Below are 21,166 nucleotides of genomic sequence, written 5' to 3' on the forward strand. Positions count from 1 at the left end.
CCGCTGCGTTCTTTTTAGCGTAGGCGACAGCCGGTGTTGAGTGGGCCGGCTGCTGAAACTATTGGCAAGTTCCGCAGTATCCTTGTGGGCAGGGGCGCTGTCAAGCGCGTACCGGCCCGGCTACAGGCTAGACCGAATAATCTATTTTCCTATGATCGAAATCAAAAATATCAGCAAGTGGTACGGGCAATTCCAGGTGCTCAAGGAGTGCAGCACCCAGGTCGCCAAGGGCGATGTGATGGTGATTTGCGGCCCTTCCGGCTCCGGCAAGTCCACGCTGATTAAGACCGTCAACGGGCTGGAACCGTTCCAGCAGGGCGAAATTATTGTCGATGGTACCTCGGTGGGCGATAAAAGCACCGATCTGCCGGCGTTGCGGGCGCGGATCGGCATGGTATTCCAGAATTTTGAGCTGTTTCCCCATTTATCGGTGCGCGACAACCTGACGCTGGGCCAGGTCAAGGTGCTGGGCCGCAGCCAGGACGAGGCGACCGTGCGCGGTTTGCAATACCTGGACCGGGTCGGCCTGCTGGCGCAGCAGGATAAATTCCCCGGCCAGCTGTCCGGCGGGCAGCAGCAGCGGGTGGCGATCGCGCGGGCGCTGTCCATGGACCCGATTGCCATGCTGTTTGACGAGCCGACCTCGGCGCTGGACCCGGAAATGATCAACGAGGTGCTGGATGTGATGGTCGGTCTGGCACAGGAGGGCATGACCATGATGGTGGTGACCCACGAAATGGGCTTCGCCCGCAAGGTGGCCAACCGGGTGGTGTTCATGGACCAGGGCGCGATTCTGGAGGATGCTCCCAAGGATGAATTCTTCCAGGCGCCGCGTAGCGAGCGTGCGCGCGATTTTCTTGCCCGTATAATCCACTGATGAAAATTTCTATTAAGCAATTAAGTGGCGCGATGCTGGCGCTGGGTCTGCTGAGCGCCGCGCACGCAGCCGATAAAATCGCCGCCGATCTGGTGCTGACCAAGGCGACCCTGATCGACGTGGCGGCCGGCAAAACGGTCACTGGCAAGTCGGTGGTGCTCAAGGGCGACACCATCCTGGCGGTGGTGGATGACAGGCAGCTGTCCAATTACGCTGCCAAACAGACCATCAGCTTGCCGGGCAAGTATGTCATGCCGGGCCTGTGGGATACCCATGTCCACTTCGGCGGCGGTCCGGCGCTGATCGATGAGAACAAACATCTGCTGCCGCTGTATCTGGCCTATGGCATTACCAGCGTGCGCGACTGCTCGGGCGATTTGCCGGACACGGTGCTGCAATGGCGCCAGCAGATCAATGCGCGCCAGCTGGAAGGGCCGACCATCTTCACCTCGGGCGCCAAGCTGGAGGGCTACAAGCCGCTGTGGAAGGGCACCATCGAAGTCGGCACGCCGGAAGAGATCAGCAAGGCGCTGGACAAGCTGCAGGGACAGGGCGTGGACTTCGTCAAAATCACCGAGAACACGCTCAAGCCGGAGATGTACCTGGAGGCGCTGCGCCAGGCCCGGCAGCGCGGCATGCGCACCTCCGGCCATATCCCGGTGCAGCTGACGCTGGCGACCATGTTCGATGCCGGTCTGGGCACGGTGGAGCATCAGTCCTATCTGCTGCGCGCCGCCACGCCGAAAGAGCAGGAACTGACCGCGCAGGTGGCGGCTGGCACGCTGACCGGCAAGGAAGCCGTCAAGCAGAGCCTGGCCACTTACGATGAGGCGACCGCGCGTTCCGCGTTCCGCTATATGGCGTCCAAGGGCACGGCGGCGGTGCCGACCTTGTCGGTGTCGCGGGTGGTGGCGTATCTGGATCAGGACGATCACTCGCACGACGAGGCCTTGCAGTACATCGGTAAAGGCCTGCGCGCCACCTACGAATGGCGCGTGCAGCGCGCGGCGCAGGACGATGCGGCGGCGATTGCGCAGCGCAAGGCGGTATTCGAGAAGTCGGCTTCGCTGTTGCCGATTTTGCAGCAGGAAGGCGTCAGCATTATCGCCGGCACCGATGCGGGCTTCCTCAATTCCTATGATTATCCTGGCCAGGCGCTGCATGACGAAATCGGCCTGTACGTGAACTATGGCCTGACGCCGGCGCAGGCGCTGCAAACGGCAGTGATCAACGGCCCGCGCTTCCTGGGCAAGCAGGACCGCTACGGCGCGCTAGAGGCTGGCAAGGCGGCCGACGTGCTGGTGCTGGACGCCAATCCGCTGCAGGATATCAGCGCCACGCGCAAGATCCGCAGCGTGATCAGCCACGGCCAGCTCTACGACCGTGCCCGCCTCGACAAAATCCTGGCCGACACCAAAGCCTGGGCCGCGCAGACCAAGGCGGAATAGCGACGTGATGGTGTGTGCCGGTAATCGTTGCACCGGCACAAAGCAGGTAAAATGTCGGCTATTCGAATTTGATCGCCTGAAAGCCTGCCGCCATGTCCGACCTTGCAAACACTCCCGACAGCATCACCATCACCCGCCCAGACGACTGGCACCTGCATCTGCGCGACGGCGCGACGCTGGCCAGCGTGCTGCCGCACAGCGCGCGCCAGTTCGGCCGCGCCATCGTGATGCCAAATTTGAAACCGCCGGTGACCACCGCCGCCGCCGCTGTCGCCTATCGTGAACGCATCATGGCCGCGCTGCCGCAAGGCATGGACTTCGAGCCGCTGATGACGCTGTACCTGACCAACAACACGCAGCCGGACGAAATCCTGCGCGCGCAGGAAAGCGGCATCGTGCACGCGGTCAAGCTGTACCCGGCCGGCGCCACCACCAATTCGGACGCAGGCGTGACCGATCTGTCCAACTGCTACAAGGTGCTGGAGAAGATGCAGGAAGTCGGCATGCCGTTCCTGGTCCACGGCGAAGTCACCGACCAGGACATCGACCTGTTCGACCGCGAAGCCGTGTTCATCGAGCGCGTGATGCGTCCGCTGCGCCGTGACTTCCCGGCGCTGAACATCGTGTTCGAACACATCACCACCAAGCACGCCGCGCAATACGTGGCGGAAGCCGAAGGCCCGATCGCCGCGACCATCACCGCGCACCACCTGCTGTACAACCGCAACGACATCTTCAAGGGCGGCATCCGTCCTCACTACTACTGTCTGCCGGTGCTGAAGCGGGAAGAACACCGGCTGGCGCTGGTGACAGCTGCCACCAGCGGTGACGAGCGTTTCTTCCTCGGCACCGACTCGGCCCCGCACGCCCAGGGTGCCAAGGAAGCCGCCTGCGGTTGCGCCGGCTGCTACACCGCGCTGCATGCCATGGAACTGTACACCGAAGCCTTCGAGCGCGCCGGTGCGCTGGACAAGCTGGAAGCCTTCGCCAGCCTGAATGGCCCTGCGTTCTACAACCTGCCGGTCAACCAGGGCACCATTACGCTGAAGCGCGAGCAGTGGACGCTGCCGGAAGCATTGCCGCTGGCAGACCAGCAGGTAATCCCTCTCAACGCCGGCGAAACCATCAACTGGAAAATGGTGTAAGCAGTGCAGGACACAGTCGACTGGTCGCGTCCCTGGTACGAATCGGTACGCGGAGCGGCCGGGCGTTTGTCGGCGGATGCGCACTTCCGCGATGAGTTCTGCGAGCAGGCCGCCGCCATGGGCCTGCGCAATCACCTGAACTTGCCGATTTCCTTTGTGCCGCAAGAAGATCTGCCGGAGGGTACCGCCTACGAGGAACACATCGGCGCCACCGGCTGCGTGCCCACGCGCGACAATTTCCACGACTTCTTTAACGGCCTGGTATGGCTGACGTTCCCGCGCATCAAAGTGCAGCTGAACGCCTTGCAGGCGGCGCAGATTGCGCAGGACGGCGTGGGCAAGTCACGCGGGCCGGCACGCGACGCCGCCACCATCTTCGACGAAAATGCTGCGCTGCTGGTGGTGCGCGACAATGACGCCGGCCGCGCGCTGGTCGAGGCGCTGCGCGAGCATCGCTGGCAGGAGGCATTCCTGCAACGCCGCGCACAGTGGCACGAGGATGCGCAGGTCTGGCTGTTTGGCCACGCGCTGATGGAAAAGCTGGTGGCGCCGCGCAAGGCCATTACCGCGCACACGCGCATCGTGCTGGCGGACGAGGATTTCTTCGCGCTGAACCATGCGGGCCGCCGTGCGTGGATCGATGAACGGGTCGCGCGCGCGCTGGTGGAGCAGGAATTGGACACCTCGTCCTTTACGCCGATGCAGGCGCTGGGCGTGCCGGGCTGGTGGCCGCAGCAGGACGAGGCGTTTTATGCCGATGCAACGGTGTTCCGGCCGAAACGCGCAAGCGCAGTAAAATAGATTTCCGACATCAACTAACACGCCGCCGATGCGGCAGAAAGAGCACGCCATGACGCAGGTAATTCGCTGGGGTATTCTGGGCACGGGCAAAATCGCCAAGGCTTTCGCCACGGCCTTGCGTGACACGCCTGATGCAAAACTGGCCGCCGTTGCTTCGCGCACTGTAGATAGCGCTACCAAATTTGGCCAGGAATATGGCGCCGCGCGTTTCCACGGCAGCTACCAGGCGCTGGCGGATGATCCCGAGGTGGATGTCATCTACATCGGCACGCCGCATCCGATGCACCACGAGAACGCGCTGATGTGCCTGCACGGCGGCAAGGCGGTGCTGGTGGAGAAATCGTTCACCATGAACCGCCGCCAGGCCGAGGACATCATCAATCTGGCGCGGGCCAGGAACTTGTTTGTCATGGAGGCGATGTGGACCCGCTTCATGCCGGCCATCGTGGAAGCCAAGCGTGTGGTCGATAGCGGCGAGATCGGCAAGCCCGCCCACGTCAGCGCTGATTTCGGCTTTACTGCGGAAGTCGGTCCCGAACATCGTCTGTTCGCGCCGGAGCTGGGCGGCGGCGCGCTGCTGGATCTGGGCATTTATCCGCTGTCGATGTCATCCTTCTTCCTGGGGGCGGTCACCGGCGTGAAAGCGCAGGCGGAGATGACCGCCACCGGCGTCGACATGCAGACCGCGTTTACCCTCAAGCACGAAGGCGGCGGCGTGTCTTCATGCGCGTGCAGCCTGCGTTCACGCACGCCGACCGAGCTGACCATCTCCGGCACCAAGGGCTTTGTGCGCCTGCATGACCGTTTCCACAACGCCGACAGCTTCACCGTGACGCTGGTGGATGGTGCTTCGCGCAGCGAACGCGTGGTGACGCTACCGAAAAGCGGCAACGGCTACACGCACGAGGCGCAGGAAGTAGGCCGCTGCATCCGCGCCGGCCTGATCGAAAGCCCGGTGATGCCGCACGCCGAGACGCTGTCCATCATGGGCACGCTGGACGAGATCCGCGCGCAGATCGGCCTGCGCTACCCGGCCGACGCTTAAGCAAGGTCGGCGCGAACTGGTTACAATCCCCGGATATGATTTTAATAACGGGGATAACACCATGTTCGTCGCACACCGCGCACCAACACTCAAAACCGTGCTGCTGGCCACCGGCGTCGTACTGACGCTGGCGATGGGCGTGCGGCACGGCTTCGGCTTCTGGATGCAGCCGATCTCTCAAGCCAACGGCTGGACGCGCGAGACTTACTCGCTGGCGCAGGCCATGCAGAATCTGATGTGGGGCGCGTTCGGCCCGTTCGCCGGCATGGCGGCGGACCGCTTCGGCACCATGCGCGTGGTGCTGGTCGGCGCGGTCTGCTATGCCGCCGGCCTGGTGTGGATGGCGATGGTGACGCAGCCGACGCTATTCGTGCTGGGCACCGGCGTGCTGGTGGGGCTGGGCCTGGCGTGCACCGCGTTTGGCGCGGTCAGCGGCATCATCGGCCGCGTGGCGCCTGCGGACAAACGCTCGTGGGCGTTTGGGATTTCCGGCGCGGCCAGTTCCTTCGGCCAGTTCATGATGATGCCGGTCGAGCAGCAACTGATTTCCGCAGTCGGCTGGCAGAATGCCTTCTACATCCTGGGCGCCTTGATTGTGCTGCTGATGGTGCCCATGGCCTTCTACCTGCGCGAGCCGGCGGTGACGCATGCGCAGGGCCCGCAGCAAAGCATCCGCGAGGCGGCCAGCGAGGCGCTGGGCAACCGCTCTTTCCTGTTCCTGGTGGCGGGCTATTTTGTGTGCGGTTTCCAGGTGGTGTTCATCGGCGTGCACCTGCCGGCCTATCTGAAGGACAAGGGGATCGGTGATCCGGGCGTGGCGGTGATGGCGCTGGCGCTGATAGGCTTGTTCAATATCTTCGGCTCCTATTATGCGGGCAAGCTGGGCGGGCGCTTCCCCAAGCGCTATCTGCTGTCGACGATTTACTTTGCGCGTTCGGTGGTGATCACGCTGTTCCTGCTGGCGCCGTTGATGCCGCTGTCGGTGTATCTGTTTGCGGCGGCGATGGGCGTGCTGTGGCTGTCCACGGTGCCGCTCACCAATGGCATCATTGCCGGCGTGTTTGGCGTCAAGCATATGTCGATGCTGGCGGGGATGGTGTTCTTCTCGCACCAGCTGGGCAGCTTCCTGGGTGTGTGGCTGGGCGGCTATTTGTATTCGAGCACCGGCAGCTATGACATCGTGTGGGGGATTGCGATTGCGCTGGGTGTGATGGCGGGCGTGATCAACCTGCCGATCAGCGAGCGCCCGCTGGTGCGCGCGCAGGCGGCGTGATGAAAACCTGGCTGCTACGCGCCGCCTTCGCCATCGTGCTGGCGCTGGTGTTCGCGGCTTACCTTCAGCCAGACTTTGTGGTGGACCTTGCCAACCGCATTTACCTCTGCTTTTAGACTTTGAGGAATTCTTCGCGGCCGCCGAGCCAGCGGGCCAGGTGGGCTTCGACGGTGGCGGCTTTTTCCGGGCTGTTGGCGTGCAGCAGGTCGTGGGCGACGTCGCGCGCCTGATCGACCAGCCAGCTATCGGTTTCCAGATCCGCGAAGCGCAGCATGGCCTGGCCGGACTGGCGCGCGCCGAGGAATTCGCCGGGGCCGCGTATCTCCAGATCGCGGCGGGCGATTTCGAAGCCGTCGGTGGTTTCGCGCATCGTCATCAGGCGCTGCTTGGCGATCTGGCCCAGCGGGCTTTGGTACAGCAGCAGGCATACCGACGCCGCCGAACCCCGTCCCACGCGGCCGCGTAGCTGGTGCAGCTGCGACAGGCCGAAGCGCTCGGCATGTTCGATTACCATCAGCGAAGCATTCGGCACGTCGACGCCGACTTCAATCACCGTGGTCGCCACCAGCACCTGCATCTGGTTGGCGATGAAGGCGTCCATCACTTCCTGCTTTTCCGCCGGCTTTAAGCGGCCGTGCACCAGGCCGATGTTCAGGTCGGGCAGGGCTTCGGCCAGCAGCGCGTGGGTGTCGGTGGCGGTTTGCAGTTGCAGCGCTTCCGATTCTTCAATCAGTGGGCAGACCCAGTACACCTGGCGGCCTTCCTGCGCGGCCGCGTGCACCCGTTCGATCACTTCGTCGCGGCGGTTCTGGTCGATGGTGCGGGTGACAATCGGGCTGCGGCCCGGCGGCAATTCGTCGATCACCGATACTTCCAGGTCGGCGTAGTAAGTCATCGCCAGCGTGCGCGGGATCGGCGTGGCCGACATCATCAACTGGTGCGGCACCGCGCCTTCGGCACCCTTGTTACGCAGCAGCAGGCGCTGGCCGACGCCGAAGCGGTGCTGTTCGTCGACGATCACCAGTCCGAGATTCTCGAACGTCACCACCTCCTGCAGCAGCGCGTGCGTGCCGACCACCAGCCGCGCTTCGCCGGATTCGATCATGTCGTACGAGGCTTGCTTGTCCTTTTTCTTCTGGCTGCCGCTGAGCCACGCGACCTTGACGCCCAGAGGGGCCATCCACGCGGCGATTTTGCGGAAGTGCTGTTCGGCCAGGATTTCGGTCGGCGCCATCAGCGCGGCCTGATAGCCGCTGTCGATGGCTTGCGCGGCGGCCAGCGCGGACACGACGGTCTTGCCGCTGCCCACATCCCCTTGCAGCAGGCGCTGCATCGGGAAGGGCTGGCGCAGGTCGGCGCGGATTTCGTTCAGCACTTTCTGCTGCGCCCCGGTCAGCTTGAACGGCAGGCCGGCCTGGAAGCGTTCCGACAGCGAGCCGATTACCTTCAGCGCCGGCGAACCTTTCAGGCGGCGCGCGCGCTGGGCGCGTTTCAGCGACAGCTGCTGCGCCAGCAGCTCGTCAAACTTGACCCGCGTCCAGGCCGGATGCGAGCGGTCGGCCAGCGCGTGGTTGTCCACTTGCTGCGGCGGGTAGTGCAGCAGCTTCACCGCCGGCTCCAGCTCGGACAGTTGCAATTGCTTGCGGAGGTCGGCCGGCAGCGTGTCGGTCCAGTCGACCCGCTTCATGGCGTCGCCGATGGCTTTGCGCAGCACCGGCTGCGACAGGCCTTCACCGGCCGGGTAGACGGGCGTCAGCGAGGTGGGCAGCGGCGCGCCTTCGTTAACAACTTTATACGCCGGGTGCACCATCTCGGCGCCGAAGAAGCCGTGCTTCAGTTCGCCGCGCGCCCGCACCCGCGTGCCTTCGGCCAGCTGCTTGACCTGGCTGCCATAGAAATTCATGAAGCGCAGCTGCAAATCGCCGCTGCCATCGCTGATATGCACCAATAGTTGCCGTCTGGGCTTGTAGGTGATCTCGTTTTTGACGACAACGCCCTCAACTTGGGAGGTGTCGCCGCCATGCAGCCGGGCTTCCTCGATGCTGATTACCTGGGTTTCGTCCTCGTAGCGCATGGGCAGGTGCAGCACCAGGTCCATATCGGTGTGCAAGCCCAGTTTGGCCAGTTTGGCCTCTGCGCTGACGGTTTTTTTAGCAGTTTTAGACGGTGAAACAGGCATATGGCGTAAAATAGAGGGTTGGCCGCCGATATTGTAAGGCCTACCGTATTTTTGTTAACAGAGTCCGCAAATGTATTCGCTTTCCGATTTCGATTTTAACTTGCCGCAAGAGCGTATTGCGCAATTCCCGCTGCCAGACCGCAGTGCCTCCCGTCTGCTGCACCTGGACGGCGAGCAGATTATCGACCGCCAGTTCGCCGATATCGTCGAACTGCTGCAAGCCGGTGACCTGCTGGTGATGAACAATACCCGTGTGCTGAAGGCGCGCTTCTTCGGCATGAAGGAAAGCGGCGGCAAGGTCGAGGCGCTGGTCGAGCGCGTGCTGGATAACCGCACCGTGCTGGCACAGGTGCGCGCTTCGCGTTCGCCGCTGGCGGGCACCAAGCTGCGCCTGGCCGATGCATTCGACGTGACGGTCGGCGAGCGTGCCGGCGAGTTCTTCACGCTGCATTTCGACGCCGACGTGTTCGACCTGATCGAAGCGCATGGCCGTCTGCCGCTGCCGCCATATATCGAGCACGACGCCGACTCGTTCGATGAAACCCGTTACCAGACCGTGTTCAACAAGGTGCCGGGCGCGGTTGCCGCGCCGACTGCCGGCCTGCACTTTGATGAGGCGCTGCTGGAGAAGCTGAAGGCCAAGGGCGTCAACTTCGCCTATGTCACGCTGCACGTCGGGGCCGGCACCTTCCAGCCGGTGCGCCATGAGAACCTGGCCGATCACCAGATGCACACCGAGTGGTACACCATGCCGCAGGAAACCGTGGATGCGGTACGCGCCGCGCGTTCCGCCGGCCGTGATGTAGTGGCCGTCGGCACGACCTCGCTGCGCGCGCTGGAGTCGGCCTCGCAAAGCGGCCAGCTGGAAGCGGGCAGCGCAGATACGGCGCTGTTCATCACACCGGGCTATAGATTCAAGACGGTGACGCGGCTGATTACCAATTTCCACCTGCCCAAGTCGACGCTGCTGATGCTGGTGTCGGCCTTCGCCGGTTTTGAAGAGATCCGCAAGGCCTATGCCCACGCGATCGCGAATGAATACCGCTTCTTCAGCTATGGCGACGCCATGCTGCTGACGACGCAGAACAAGGAATAAGCAATGCTGGAATTTACATTACATAAAACCGATACCACCGGCGTGACCAAGGCCCGCCGTGGCGAGGTCAAGCTGAACCATGGCGTGGTGCAAACGCCGATCTTCATGCCAGTCGGCACCTACGGCTCGGTGAAGGCGATGTCGCCGCTGGAACTGAAGGAAATCAACGCCCAGATCATCCTGGGGAACACCTTCCACCTGTGGCTGCGTCCGGGCAATGACGTGATGGCCAAGTTCGGCGGCCTGCATGACTTCATGGCCTGGGACAAGCCTATCCTGACCGACTCCGGCGGTTTCCAGGTGTTTTCGCTGGGTGCGATGCGCAAGATTACCGAAGAGGGCGTGCACTTCAATTCGCCGATCAATGGCGACAAGCTGTTCCTGTCGCCGGAAGTGTCGATGCAGATCCAGCGTGTGCTGAACTCGGACATCGTGATGCAGTTCGATGAATGCACACCGTATGAAATCAACAACCGCCCGGCCACGCTGGACGAGGCGGCCAAGTCGATGCGCATGTCGCTGCGCTGGGCGCAGCGCTCGCATGACGAATTCCACCGTGGCGGGAACCCGAACGCGCTGTTCGGCATCGTCCAGGGGGGCATGTTCGAGAACCTGCGCGATGAATCGCTGGCCGGCCTGGAAGAAATCGACTTCCCCGGTCTGGCCATCGGCGGCCTGTCGGTCGGCGAGCCGAAAGAAGACATGATGCGTATTTTGCAACACGTCGGCCCGAAACTGCCGGCCAACAAGCCGCACTACCTGATGGGCGTCGGCACGCCGGAAGACCTGGTGCAAGGCGTTTCCCACGGTGTCGATATGTTCGACTGTGTGATGCCGACCCGGAATGCCCGCAACGGCTGGATCTTCACCCGCTACGGCGACATCAAGATCAAGAACGCGCGTTACAAGGATGACAAGGAACCGTACGACAGCACCTGCTCGTGCTACGCCTGCAAGAACTTCTCGCGCGCCTATCTGCACCACCTGAACCGCACCCAGGAAATCCTCGGCGCGCGCCTGAATACCATTCACAATCTGCACTACTACCTGGACATCATGCAGCAGATGCGCGACGCCCTGGACGCAGACCGTTTCCCGGCCTGGGTACAGCAATTCCATGCGGATCGCGCGCGCGGGGTCTAAAAGTCCTGCACGCCTTCCGGCCAGTGCTAGAATACAGCGCTGTTTTTTCAAACTATAGATATCGGAGTCACCAGTGTCCTTCTTCATTTCCAACGCTTACGCCCAATCCACCACCGACGTGCTGGGCTCGACCGGCTTCCTGGGCCAGTATGGTTTCCTGATTCTGATGTTCGTGGCCATGTACTTCCTGATGATTCGTCCTCAGCAGAAGCGTGCCAAGGAACAGAAGGCCATGATGGAAGCACTGACCAAGGGCGCGGAAGTCGTTACCGCCGGCGGCGTGCTGGGCAAGATCATCAAGATCTCCGACGCTTACGTGACCCTGGAAATCTCCAGCGGCGCGGAACTGGTGGTGCAAAAGAACTCGATCACCACGGTGCTGCCGAACGGCACGCTGAAAAGCCTGTAATTCTCATGGGCCCGCGCATGCGCGGGCCTTTTGACGTCTACATTGAACGTTAGAGCTATATGAATCGTTATCCAGTCTGGAAATACATCCTTATCGCCGTCGCCATCCTGCTGGGCGCGCTGTACACCGTGCCCAACTACTTCGGTGAATCGCCGGCAGTGCAGGTGACCAGCGGTAAGTCGACGGTCAAGATGACCTCGGACATGACCGCCAAGGTAGCCGATGTGCTGACCAAGGCCGGCATCGCCAACAATGGCATCGCCTATGACGGCACCGGCAATTACGCTTCGGTGCGCGTGCGCTTCGATACGCCGGACACCCAGTTCCACGCCAAGTCGGTGCTGGAAAAAGGCCTGAACACCGATCCTGAGGATCCTACTTATCTGGTGGCGCTGAACCTGCAGGCGGATACGCCGAAGTGGATGCAAAGCCTGCACGCGCTGCCGATGTACCTCGGCCTCGACTTGCGCGGCGGCGTGCACTTCCTGATGCAGGTGGACGCCGAAGGCGTGCTGACCAAGCGTGTGCAGGGCATGCAGACGGCCGCCCGTTCTTCGCTGCGCGACAAGAACGTGCGCCACGCCGGCATCGACAAAGTCGGCAATACCGTGGAAATCAAATTCCGCGACGACGCCACCCGTCAGAAAGCCAAGGATGTACTGAACGGCACCATGGCCGATCTGCAGTTTGTCGATTCTGGCGCTGGCAGCGAACTGAAAACGGTGATGAGCCTCAAACCGGCCGCGCTGAAGCAAACCATCGATGATGGCGTCAAGCAGAACATCTCCACCCTGTCCAAGCGGGTTAACGAACTGGGCGTGGCGGAACCTATCATCCAGCAGCAAGGCCCGGACCGCATCGTGGTCCAGCTGCCAGGCGTGCAGGACGTGGCGCGTGCACGCGCCGTGATCGGCCGCACCGCGACGCTGGAAGTGCGCATGGTCGACGAGTCGGTCACGCCGGGCACCGAACTGTCGGCTGCCGTGCCGTTCAACTCGGAGCTGTTCACCGTTGGTAAAGGCGTGCCGGTCATCCTGAGCAAGGACGTGGTGCTGACTGGTGATTACATCTCCAGCGCCATGGCCCGTTCGGACCAGAACAACCAGCCTGCGGTCAGCATTGACCTGAACGGCGACGGCGGCCGCCGCATGCGCGACGCAACCCGTGACCGCGTCGGCAAGCGCATGGCCATCGTGCTGTTCGAGAAAAAGGGCAAACCGGGCGAAGTGCTGTCGGTAGCCACCATCCAGCAGGAACTGGGCAGCAGCTTCCAGATCACCGGCATGGGCAGCATGGAAAACTCGACCGAACTGGCGCTGCTGCTGCGCTCCGGCGCGCTGTCGGCGCCGATGGACGTGATCGAAGAACGCACCATCGGCCCTGCGCTGGGTGCGGAGAATATCAGCAAAGGTATTCACTCGACCGTGTACGGCTTTGCCGCGATCGCGATCTTCATGATCATCTACTACATGATGTTCGGCTTCTTCAGCGTATTCGCGCTGGCCTGCAACCTGCTGTTCCTGCTGGCCATCCTGTCGCTGATGCAGGTCACGCTGACCTTGCCGGGCATGGCCGCTATCGCGCTGGCGCTGGGTATGGCGATTGACTCGAACGTGCTGATTAACGAACGGGTGCGAGAAGAGCTGCGCGCCGGCGCTTCGCCGCAGCAGGCCATCTCCGCCGGCTTCGACCGCGCCTGGGCCACCATTATCGACTCCAACGTCACCACGCTGATCGTCGGTGTGGCGCTGTGGGTGTTCGGTTCCGGTCCGATCCGCGGCTTCGCCGTGGTGCACACGCTGGGTATTCTGACCTCGATGTTCTCCGCCGTGTTTGTCTCGCGCGGTGTGGTCAACCTCTGGTATGGCCGCAAGAAGAAACTGCAATCGATCGCCATTGGTACCGTCTGGGTACCAGGTCAGAAATAACAGGGGCTGAACATGGAATTTTTCCGCATTAAAAAAGACATCCCGTTCATGCGCCACGCGCTGGTGTTCAACGTCGTTTCGGCGTTGACCTTCGTCGCGGCCGTGTTCTTCCTGCTGCACCGTGGCCTGCACCTGTCGGTGGAGTTCACCGGCGGCACCGTGATGGAGCTGAAATACAAGCAGGCGGCGAATCTGGAAAAGATCCGCCACACGCTGGAATCGATCGGCTACGAGCAGCCTGAAGCCACCGGCTTCGGCACCGCGCACGACGTCATGCTGCGTCTGCCGGTGATCAAGGGCATCACCTCGAAAGACGCCTCGGCCAAGGTTTATGACGCGCTGTGCAAGGCCGAAAGCGGCAGCATGCAGCAGATCGACACCGTGACCGCCAAGGGCGAGCACGTGGTCAAGCAGTCCTGCTCGGACGCTGCCGGCAGCGAGCTGGTCGGCCTGCAAAAAGTGGAATTCGTCGGCCCGCAGGTCGGCGACGAGCTCAAGCAGAATGGTCTGAACGCGCTGGTGATGGTGATTATCGGCGTGATGATTTACCTGGCGATCCGCTTCGAATGGAAATACGCGGTGGCGGCGATTATCGCCAACCTGCACGACGTGGTGATCATTCTGGGCTTCTTCGCCTTCTTCCAGTGGGAATTCTCGCTGACCGTGCTGGCCGGTATCCTGGCGGTGCTGGGCTACTCGGTGAATGAGTCGGTGGTTATTTTCGACCGTATCCGCGAAAACTTCCGCAAGCAGCGCTCGGCGACCGTGCACGAGGTGATCGACAACGCGATCACCTCGACCATCTCGCGTACCATCATCACCCACGGCTGCACGCAGATGATGGTGCTGTCGATGCTGTTCCTGGGCGGTCCTACGCTGCACTACTTCGCCATGGCGCTGACCATCGGTATCTGCTTCGGTATCTACTCGTCGGTGTTCGTGGCCGCCGCCGTCGCCATGTGGCTGGGCGTGAAGCGCGAAGACCTGATCAAGCCGATCAAGCCGAAAGATGAGACCGACGGCGCAGTCGTCTAAGTCATCTCAATCACACGAATCCCTCCCTCGCGGAGGGATTTTTCATAGGGGAGACAAGAATGAGCCGTACTGGCCGCCTGTTTATGCTGATGGACGCCATGCGCGGCTATCGCCGTCCCGTCACTGCCGCGCGCCTGGCCGAACAGCTGGGCGTATCGGAGCGCACCATCTACCGCGACATCCAGACCCTGTGCGGCCTGGGGGCGCCGCTGGAGGGCGAGGCCGGTGTCGGCTACATGCTCAAGACCGGCTTCTTCCTGCCGCCGCTGATGTTCGGCGCCGATGAGCTGGAGGCGCTGGTGCTGGGTGCGCGCTGGGTGCGCCGGCAGGGCGACCAGGGACTGGCCGCCGCCGCCAACAACGCCCTCGCCAAGATCGCTGCCGCCACACCGAAAGACCTGCGCGACGATATGGCCGAAACCAGCTTGTGGGTGCCGATCGGCCAGGACCAGTCCGATGCCACCGACATCCACGTCCGCCCGGTACGGGAAGCGATCCGCTATCAGCACCGCTTGCGCATGGATTACCGCGACGAGCATGGCGCGCCGTCGGAACGGGTGGTGTGGCCGTTCGCACTGGCCTTCCTCGAAGGCTGCCGCCTGCTGGCGGCGTGGTGCGAGCTGCGCATGGCGTTCCGCCATTTTCGTATCGACCGCATCGTTGCGGTGGAGTCGATCGGCGAGCGCTATCCGGCGCGGCGCGGCGACCTGCTGAAGACCTGGCGCGCCGAGCACAATATCCGCGAAGACTCCTGACAAAAACTGTCGCGGCGCCGTTCTACGATGAAGGCCTCAACACCCCCTTCATCGGAGAATGACCATGCGCTTGTACTACCATCCTGCTTCCACCTGTTCGCGCCGCGTGATGCTGGCCGCCATCCACATGGGCACGCCGCTGGAACTGACCGAGGTCAACCTGATGAGCCAGGAAGACCGCCGCCGTCTGGTCGCGCTCAATCCCAACAGCAAGCTGCCAGTGCTGCAGGACGGCGAATTCACGCTGTGGGAATCCGGCGCCATCATGCAATATCTGGCTGACCGCACGCATGGGCAAACGCTGTATCCAGACCAGATCCTGGCGCGCGCCGACATCAATCGCTGGATGCTATGGGGCGTCCAGCATTTCGCGCCGCCGATGGGCGCGCTGGTCTACGAAAATATCTGGAAAGGCCTGAGCGGCAATGGCGGGCCGGATGCGGCGGAGATCGAGCGCGCCAGCCGCCAGATCGCACAGTTCGCCGCCGTGCTGGAGCAGCATCTGGCTGGGCGCGACTGGCTGGTAGGGGAGCAGCTGACGCTGGCCGACCTGGCGATTGCTCCCTCGCTGACGTATATCGAGCAGGCTCATCTGCCGGTGCGTCACTATCCAAAACTGATGGCCTGGCTGTCGCGCGTGCAGGAGCTAAACGCCTGGAAGCAGACTGAGCCGGTTTGGTAATTGCAAAAACAACACTGTTATGTGAAATGGCGCACAGAGCGCAAAGGGCAGGCGGGGTATGCTTAAAGCGTCTCCTCTGGAGGAGATCCCTAGTTTTGGACTTTGCCCGCTGCCCAGCGGGCTTTTTTTTATTTACAGCATCAGCACCGCGTACAGCGATTGCACCTCGTGCGCGGACTCGCTCATGATGGCGTTCAGCGTGCCTTCACCGACAACGAAATCGATGGTGCGCGCGCCTTGCAGCGTGGTGGCGCCGGGGCGCTGGTACAGCGGCGAATGTACCGGCGACAGGTCGTTGGCCAGCAGCAGCGTGTCACCCATGGTTTCCGGCGGCAGTGCGCGCAAGCCTACCCACATCGATTCGATCGCCTTGACCACGCCGTCCGGCACGCCCAGATGGGCCATGACGCCACGGCCGATCGCGATTTCACCGTGTTCGACCCAGTCCTCCGGCTCGCCCTCCATCACCTGCGGGTAGTCGCTGGCCTGGGATAGCATGTAGAAGCCGGCAACTTCATGCATGATGCCGGCAAATAGCGCCGTGTCGGGATCGACATGGGTCACCCGGCGGGCGATCACCTGGGACAGCGCCGCCACATGGGCGGTGTGTTCCCACAGCTGGTTGATCTTGGCCGACAGGACCGGATCGCTGACCTGGCTGCCAATCTGGCGCACGATCAGCGCCGCCACCAGCGATTGCAGGGTGCGCACGCCCAGGCGCTGCACGGCGGCGCGCACGCTGGAGATTTCAGTTCCGGAACGGTTGTAGGCGACCGAGTTGGCAATGGCGACGCTGCGCGCGGCCAGCAGGGGATCGGCCTGGATCAGCCTGGCGGCTTCTTCAACGTGGCAATCGGGATTGTTCAGCGCCTGCTGCAAGCGCAGCGAGGCGTTGACGTTGGCCGGGAACGTCAGTTCTCCCCGGCTCGCTTGAGCAGCGATGTGCTTGAAGGCGTCGAGTCTGTCCATTACAAAAATTATACCCGGAATATTGCTTGAGAGAACTTTTCCAGATATTACTTTTTAAGACGTCTTTTTCAGCCAACAAGCATAAATGGTTATTGCTCGCTGAAGATGGCGTCGCAGCCTTCTACAGGTTCATCGGTTTCCTGCAGCTCATCGGTCAGGCCCAGGTCGAACAGTTCTTCGACCGCGTTCATGAAGCTGTTGTGGGTGGAGGCGCCGATCAGGCGGTAGATTTCGCCATCAGCGTTGCGCACGCCGACGATCAGTGCTTCCTGGCGCACTTCATCCGCAGGCGCAACGTCCAGCAGCAGGTTGCCGATAATGTGTTTGTCGAATTTGGCAGGCTTAATGCCATCCAGCAGAGAGGTTTTCAAATCTGTATCCTTGGTATTTTTAGTCGCATTCGCGGGTGGCGCGGCAGCCGGTCTGGCCGGCCATGATCACATGTTTCAACTCGGACAGGGTGGCTTCCAGCCTGGCAAAGTCGTCCCCGGTGTAATCCTTGAACACTTTGCCGCTTTGCGAGATGACTTCCGGGAACACGGTGCAAAATGTCCGCTCGCCCTCCGGGGTCAGCCGCACAAAGAAGGAACGCTTGTCGCAGTCGCTGCGCTGACGTTCCACCAGGCCTTTTTGCTCCAGCCGCTCGATCACCCCGGTCAGGGTGCCCTTGGTGATCAGTGTCTTGTCGCCCAGCTCCTTATACGACATGCCGGGGGTGTTGCCCAGCGTGGCGATAATGTCGAACTGGGCGTGCGTCAGGCCGCTCCTGCGCACGTATTCGCCGGAGAGCCGTTCGTAAGCTTGCATGCATTCGGCCAGTAGCCGGATGCTTTTCAAGTAGCGTTCACCCATAGGCGTGATTATAGCCGCTTCGCATCAGGCTTTCCGGCGGGGTACACTATGCGCAACTACAAGAAAGCACGAATCGCTGATGTCCTTTGCAAATTTATCCAGCCTCGCCCAGCAGCAGCCTTTGCGCCTGTTGCTGATCAATGCGGGCGAGGCGGACGCCATTACCTGGGCAGGACTGGTGCAGCCGCTGCGTCTGGCCGCCGCGCAACTGGGGCGCGAGGCGCTGCAATTGCAGACCATGACCCCGGCGCAGGTGGTACTGGCGCAACCGGGCTGGCACATCGCCTTGCTGGTGGCGGATGAACAACAGTCGCCGCTGCCGGCCGAGCAGGCGCGCGCCGTCATCGCCCGCTGCCGTTCGGCCGAGTATTGGGGCGGTGTCGGCGCCGGCGTGCTGTGGCTGGCCAAGGCGGGACTGATGGCGGGCGTGCGCATCGCCTTGCCATGGGCGCTGTACGCCGACACCGAAGACATCACCGAACGCGCCATTCTGACCCCGCACCTGTTTGAGCTGGACGGCCCGCACCTGAGCTGCTGCGGCGGCGCTGCCTCCATCGACTTCGCGCTGACGCTGATCGAGCAGCTATTCGGCGCCGGCGTGCAGGCCACGGTCAAGGAAAGCCTGTGTATCGAGCGGGTGCGCGGCCCGGAGGAACGGCAGCGGGTGGCGCTGCAAGCCCGTTTCGGCGCCTTGCAGCCGCGCCTGTCGGAAGCCGTGACGCTAATGGAAACCAATATCGAGGAGCCGCTGTCGACCGACGACATCGCCAATCTGGTTGGCCTGTCGCGCCGCCAGCTGGAGCGGCTGTTCAAGCAATACCTGGGCAGCCTGCCGTCGCGCTACTACCTGGAGCTGCGCTTGCAGCGTGCACGACAGCTATTGCTTGAAACCAACCATTCGATCGTACAAGTGGGTCTGATGTGCGGCTTCTCGTCCGGCTCGCACTTCTCGACCGCCTTCGGCGCGCTGTTCGGCAACACCCCACGCGAAGAGCGCCAGCGTAAATTACAGTCCTGATAAGTTTACTTTGCGGCCAAAAGTAAAAATTCTTGTCGCCATTTGAAAAGAACTTTAGCATCCCCGCTTTTACAATGAGTCCACGCGGCGTTGTGCCGCGCATGACCCACATCTTGATAGGGAATGCCATGAATGCCAAAGTAGATACGACCGCTCTCAACCGTCCTGTAACCCGTCAGACGTTCGACGAGGTTCTGGTGCCGACGTATGCACCGGCAGCGATGGTTCCGGTCCGAGGCTCGGGCCTGGACCTGTGGGACCAGGCTGGCAAGCATTACCTCGACTTCACCTCCGGCATCGCCGTCAACGCGCTGGGCCACTGCAACCCTATCCTGGTCGAAGCCATGACCCGCCAGGCGAATACCCTGTGGCACCTGGGTAACGGCTACACCAACGAGCCAGTGCTGCGCCTGGGCCTGGCGCTGACCGAAGCGACCTTCGCCGACCGCGCCTTCTTCTGCAACTCCGGCGCCGAAGCCAATGAAGCGGCGCTGAAGCTGGCGCGCAAGCATGCGCACACCAAGTTCGGCGCGCATAAGTCGCGCATCATTTCGTGCTATCAGTCGTTCCACGGCCGTACGCTGTTCACCGTGTCGGTGGGCGGCCAGTCGAAATACACCGAAGGCTTCGAGCCGCTGCCACCATCGATCGACCACATCACCTACAACGACATCGCATCGGCGCGCGCCGCCATCGGCGATGACGTGTGCGCGGTGATCGTTGAGCCGCTGCAAGGCGAGGGCGGCGTGGTGCCGGGCGACAAAGCCTTCCTGCAAGAGCTGCGCGACCTGTGCAACAAGACCGGCGCCCTGCTGATCTTCGACGAAGTGCAGTCCGGCATGGGCCGCACCGGCGAACTGTTCCACTACATGAGCTATGGCATCGTGCCGGACATCCTGACCTCGGCCAAGGCGCTGGGCAACGGCTTCCCGGTCGCGGCCATGCTGACTACCCACGAACTGGGCGCCACGCTGAGCGTCGGCTCGCACGGCACCACCTACGGCGGCAACCCGATGGCCGCGACCATCGCGCTGACCGTGCTGGAAACCATCAACCAGCCAGCCTTCCTGGCGCGCGTCAAAGAAGCTGGCAACAAGCTGCGTTCGACCCTGGAAAAACTGGTGGCCGATTATCCGCAGGTGTTCACGCAAGTGCGCGGCGCCGGCCTGCTGCTGGGCGTGGTGGTGACCGATGCTTGGAAAGGCCGCTCAAAGGATATCCAGAAGGCTGCCGAAGGCAACGGCCTGATGGTGCTGATCGCCGGCATGGACGTGGTGCGCCTGGCGCCAGCGCTGATCGTCACCGACGAGCAGATCGCCGAAGCCGACCGCATCCTGCGCCTGTCGCTGGATGGCCTGCTGAAAGCGGCTTAATACAGCAGCACGGCGGACCTGGCTCCGCCGTTTTCCTTGGCCCGGCGATGTGCGTGCCGGGCCGGTTCGCATTTTTAAGGAGTTCTCATGTATGTAGTCCGTCCGGTTGAATTTGCGGATATTGCAGCCCTTGAAGCGCTGGCCGCAGTCCCCATGCCGGGAGTGCATACCTTGCCCAAGACGCGCGAGAAAATCCGCGCCATGATCGAACTGTCGATCGCCTCCTTTGCCGCGCACGTCGACATCCCAAGCGAAGAAGGCTACCTGCTGGTACTGGAATCGCTGGCCGACAAGCAGATCGTCGGCACCGCCGCCATGTTCGCGGCGGCCGGCTCCAACGGCACTTATTTCTCCTTCCGCAACGACGTGATCCAGCAGGTTTCGCGCGACCTGAATATCAGCCACAGCGTGCACGCGCTGACGCTGTGCTCCGAGCTGACTGGCTATTCGCAGCTATCGTCGTTCTACGTCGGCGAGCGTGAACACGGCACGCCGGAAGCGGCGCTGCTGTCGCGCGCGCGGCTGATGTTTGCCGTGCTGGCGCCACACCGCTTTTCCGAGCGCTTCTTCGTGCCGCTGGCCGGTGTCAGCGACAGTGAGGGTGGTTCGCCGTTCTGGGACGCGCTGGGCCGCAAATTCTTCCAGATGGATTTCCTCGATGCCGAACGCACCATCGGCGGCGCCCGCAACCGCACGCTCATCGTCGAGCTGATGCCGCACTATCCCGTTTACGTGCCGCTGCTGCCGGGCGACGCGCAGGCGGCCATGGGCCAGATCCATCCATCCGGCGAACTGGCGTTCAATCTGCTGACCGCCGAAGGCTTCGAAGCCGACGACTACATCGACATCTTCGACGGCGGGCCTATTTTGCAGGCGCATAAGAACTCGCTGCGCACCTTCACCGGCGCGCTGCAACGCCGCGTCGCCACCTCGGTCGAACAGCCGGACCGTGGCCGCGAGCCGCAGCTGCGCTACGCCGTGTCGTCCGGTTCCGAGCACGACTTCCGCGCCGTCATCACGCACTGCCCGGCGCTCGATGCGCAACTCAGCGTGGCGCTGTCTGTAGAGGTACAGGAAGCGCTGAACGTCGCCGAAGGCGATACCGTCATCTGCGTCAGAATATAAAAACGAGACCACC

The 21,166-nt window shown here is 62.5% G+C and carries 20 protein-coding genes; 16 read left to right on the forward strand and 4 right to left on the reverse strand.

The annotated features are described in order from the left end of the window. Window positions 1-151 precede the first annotated feature (151 nt). The 6 genes from KW842_RS23920 (at window position 152) to KW842_RS23945 (ending at window position 6,589) form a co-directional block, all read left to right on the forward strand. A complete protein-coding gene (locus KW842_RS23920; protein WP_218306630.1) occupies window positions 152-877 on the forward strand; it encodes an amino acid ABC transporter ATP-binding protein in 726 nt (241 codons plus the stop codon). Continuing rightward, on the forward strand, window positions 877-2,325 hold the full coding sequence (locus tag KW842_RS23925) for an amidohydrolase family protein (protein ID WP_218306631.1): 1,449 nt from the start codon (window positions 877-879) through the stop codon (window positions 2,323-2,325). Before KW842_RS23920 ends, KW842_RS23925 begins: the two co-directional genes overlap by 1 nt. A gap of 92 nt (window positions 2,326-2,417) precedes the next feature. Next, a complete protein-coding gene (gene pyrC / locus KW842_RS23930; protein WP_218306632.1) occupies window positions 2,418-3,470 on the forward strand; it encodes a dihydroorotase in 1,053 nt (350 codons plus the stop codon). A gap of 3 nt (window positions 3,471-3,473) precedes the next feature. Beyond that, complete coding sequence (locus KW842_RS23935) at window positions 3,474-4,271, forward strand: DUF3025 domain-containing protein (protein WP_218306633.1); 798 nt, start codon at window positions 3,474-3,476, stop codon at window positions 4,269-4,271. Between the two features lie 49 nt (window positions 4,272-4,320). Beyond that, window positions 4,321-5,316: a Gfo/Idh/MocA family protein gene (locus KW842_RS23940; protein WP_218306634.1), complete on the forward strand. Its 996-nt coding sequence runs from the start codon at window positions 4,321-4,323 to the stop codon at window positions 5,314-5,316. Between the two features lie 61 nt (window positions 5,317-5,377). Beyond that, window positions 5,378-6,589, forward strand: a complete 1,212-nt coding sequence (locus tag KW842_RS23945; RefSeq protein ID WP_218306635.1) for an MFS transporter — start codon at window positions 5,378-5,380, stop codon at window positions 6,587-6,589. 112 nt (window positions 6,590-6,701) lie between these two features. Here KW842_RS23945 and recG read toward each other — a convergent pair whose 3' ends face one another. After that, window positions 6,702-8,768, reverse strand: coding sequence for an ATP-dependent DNA helicase RecG (gene recG, locus KW842_RS23950; RefSeq protein WP_218306636.1), 2,067 nt, complete (start codon window positions 8,766-8,768; stop codon window positions 6,702-6,704). Window positions 8,769-8,838: 70 nt separating this feature from the next. On the opposite strand from recG, the gene queA reads away from it, so the two are divergent. The 7 genes from queA to KW842_RS23985 all read left to right on the forward strand — a co-directional run bounded on the left by queA (window position 8,839) and on the right by KW842_RS23985 (window position 15,816). Continuing rightward, a complete protein-coding gene (gene queA, locus KW842_RS23955; protein WP_218306637.1) occupies window positions 8,839-9,864 on the forward strand; it encodes a tRNA preQ1(34) S-adenosylmethionine ribosyltransferase-isomerase QueA in 1,026 nt (341 codons plus the stop codon). A gap of 3 nt (window positions 9,865-9,867) precedes the next feature. Next, the gene (tgt, locus tag KW842_RS23960; protein ID WP_218306638.1) at window positions 9,868-11,007 is read left to right on the forward strand and encodes a tRNA guanosine(34) transglycosylase Tgt; all 1,140 of its coding nucleotides are present in this window, start codon (window positions 9,868-9,870) and stop codon (window positions 11,005-11,007) included. Window positions 11,008-11,080: 73 nt separating this feature from the next. Beyond that, the gene (gene yajC, locus KW842_RS23965) at window positions 11,081-11,416 is read left to right on the forward strand and encodes a preprotein translocase subunit YajC (RefSeq protein WP_218306639.1); all 336 of its coding nucleotides are present in this window, start codon (window positions 11,081-11,083) and stop codon (window positions 11,414-11,416) included. A gap of 59 nt (window positions 11,417-11,475) precedes the next feature. Further along, window positions 11,476-13,344, forward strand: a complete 1,869-nt coding sequence (gene secD, locus KW842_RS23970; protein WP_218306640.1) for a protein translocase subunit SecD — start codon at window positions 11,476-11,478, stop codon at window positions 13,342-13,344. Between the two features lie 12 nt (window positions 13,345-13,356). Further along, entirely contained in the window at window positions 13,357-14,379 is a 1,023-nt protein-coding gene (secF, locus tag KW842_RS23975; RefSeq protein WP_218306641.1) for a protein translocase subunit SecF, read from the forward strand. Window positions 14,380-14,438: 59 nt separating this feature from the next. After that, window positions 14,439-15,134, forward strand: coding sequence for a YafY family protein (locus KW842_RS23980; RefSeq protein ID WP_218306642.1), 696 nt, complete (start codon window positions 14,439-14,441; stop codon window positions 15,132-15,134). A 64-nt stretch (window positions 15,135-15,198) separates the two neighbouring features. Further along, entirely contained in the window at window positions 15,199-15,816 is a 618-nt protein-coding gene (locus KW842_RS23985; protein ID WP_218306643.1) for a glutathione S-transferase family protein, read from the forward strand. Between the two features lie 132 nt (window positions 15,817-15,948). On the opposite strand, the gene KW842_RS23990 is transcribed toward KW842_RS23985, so the two are convergent. From KW842_RS23990 to KW842_RS24000, 3 genes are all read right to left on the reverse strand, one after another. Next, window positions 15,949-16,785 carry an HDOD domain-containing protein gene (locus KW842_RS23990; protein ID WP_218306644.1) on the reverse strand — a complete coding sequence of 279 codons (837 nt, stop codon included), beginning with the start codon at window positions 16,783-16,785 and terminating at the stop codon, window positions 15,949-15,951. A gap of 89 nt (window positions 16,786-16,874) precedes the next feature. Beyond that, window positions 16,875-17,156: a hypothetical protein gene (locus KW842_RS23995; protein ID WP_218306645.1), complete on the reverse strand. Its 282-nt coding sequence runs from the start codon at window positions 17,154-17,156 to the stop codon at window positions 16,875-16,877. A 19-nt stretch (window positions 17,157-17,175) separates the two neighbouring features. Next, window positions 17,176-17,637, reverse strand: a complete 462-nt coding sequence (locus KW842_RS24000) for a MarR family winged helix-turn-helix transcriptional regulator (RefSeq protein WP_218306646.1) — start codon at window positions 17,635-17,637, stop codon at window positions 17,176-17,178. A gap of 79 nt (window positions 17,638-17,716) precedes the next feature. Here KW842_RS24000 and KW842_RS24005 point away from each other — a divergent pair, with 79 nt between their 5' ends. From KW842_RS24005 to KW842_RS24015, 3 genes are all read left to right on the forward strand, one after another. Beyond that, entirely contained in the window at window positions 17,717-18,655 is a 939-nt protein-coding gene (locus tag KW842_RS24005) for a GlxA family transcriptional regulator (RefSeq protein ID WP_218306647.1), read from the forward strand. A gap of 128 nt (window positions 18,656-18,783) precedes the next feature. Continuing rightward, window positions 18,784-20,028, forward strand: a complete 1,245-nt coding sequence (locus KW842_RS24010) for an acetylornithine/succinyldiaminopimelate transaminase (RefSeq protein ID WP_218306648.1) — start codon at window positions 18,784-18,786, stop codon at window positions 20,026-20,028. 87 nt (window positions 20,029-20,115) lie between these two features. Next, window positions 20,116-21,153, forward strand: coding sequence for an arginine N-succinyltransferase (locus KW842_RS24015; protein WP_218306649.1), 1,038 nt, complete (start codon window positions 20,116-20,118; stop codon window positions 21,151-21,153). The last annotated feature ends 13 nt before the right edge of the window (window positions 21,154-21,166 follow it).

The organism is Duganella sp. sic0402 (assembly GCF_019219065.1).
Lineage (GTDB): Bacteria > Pseudomonadota > Gammaproteobacteria > Burkholderiales > Burkholderiaceae_D > Rugamonas.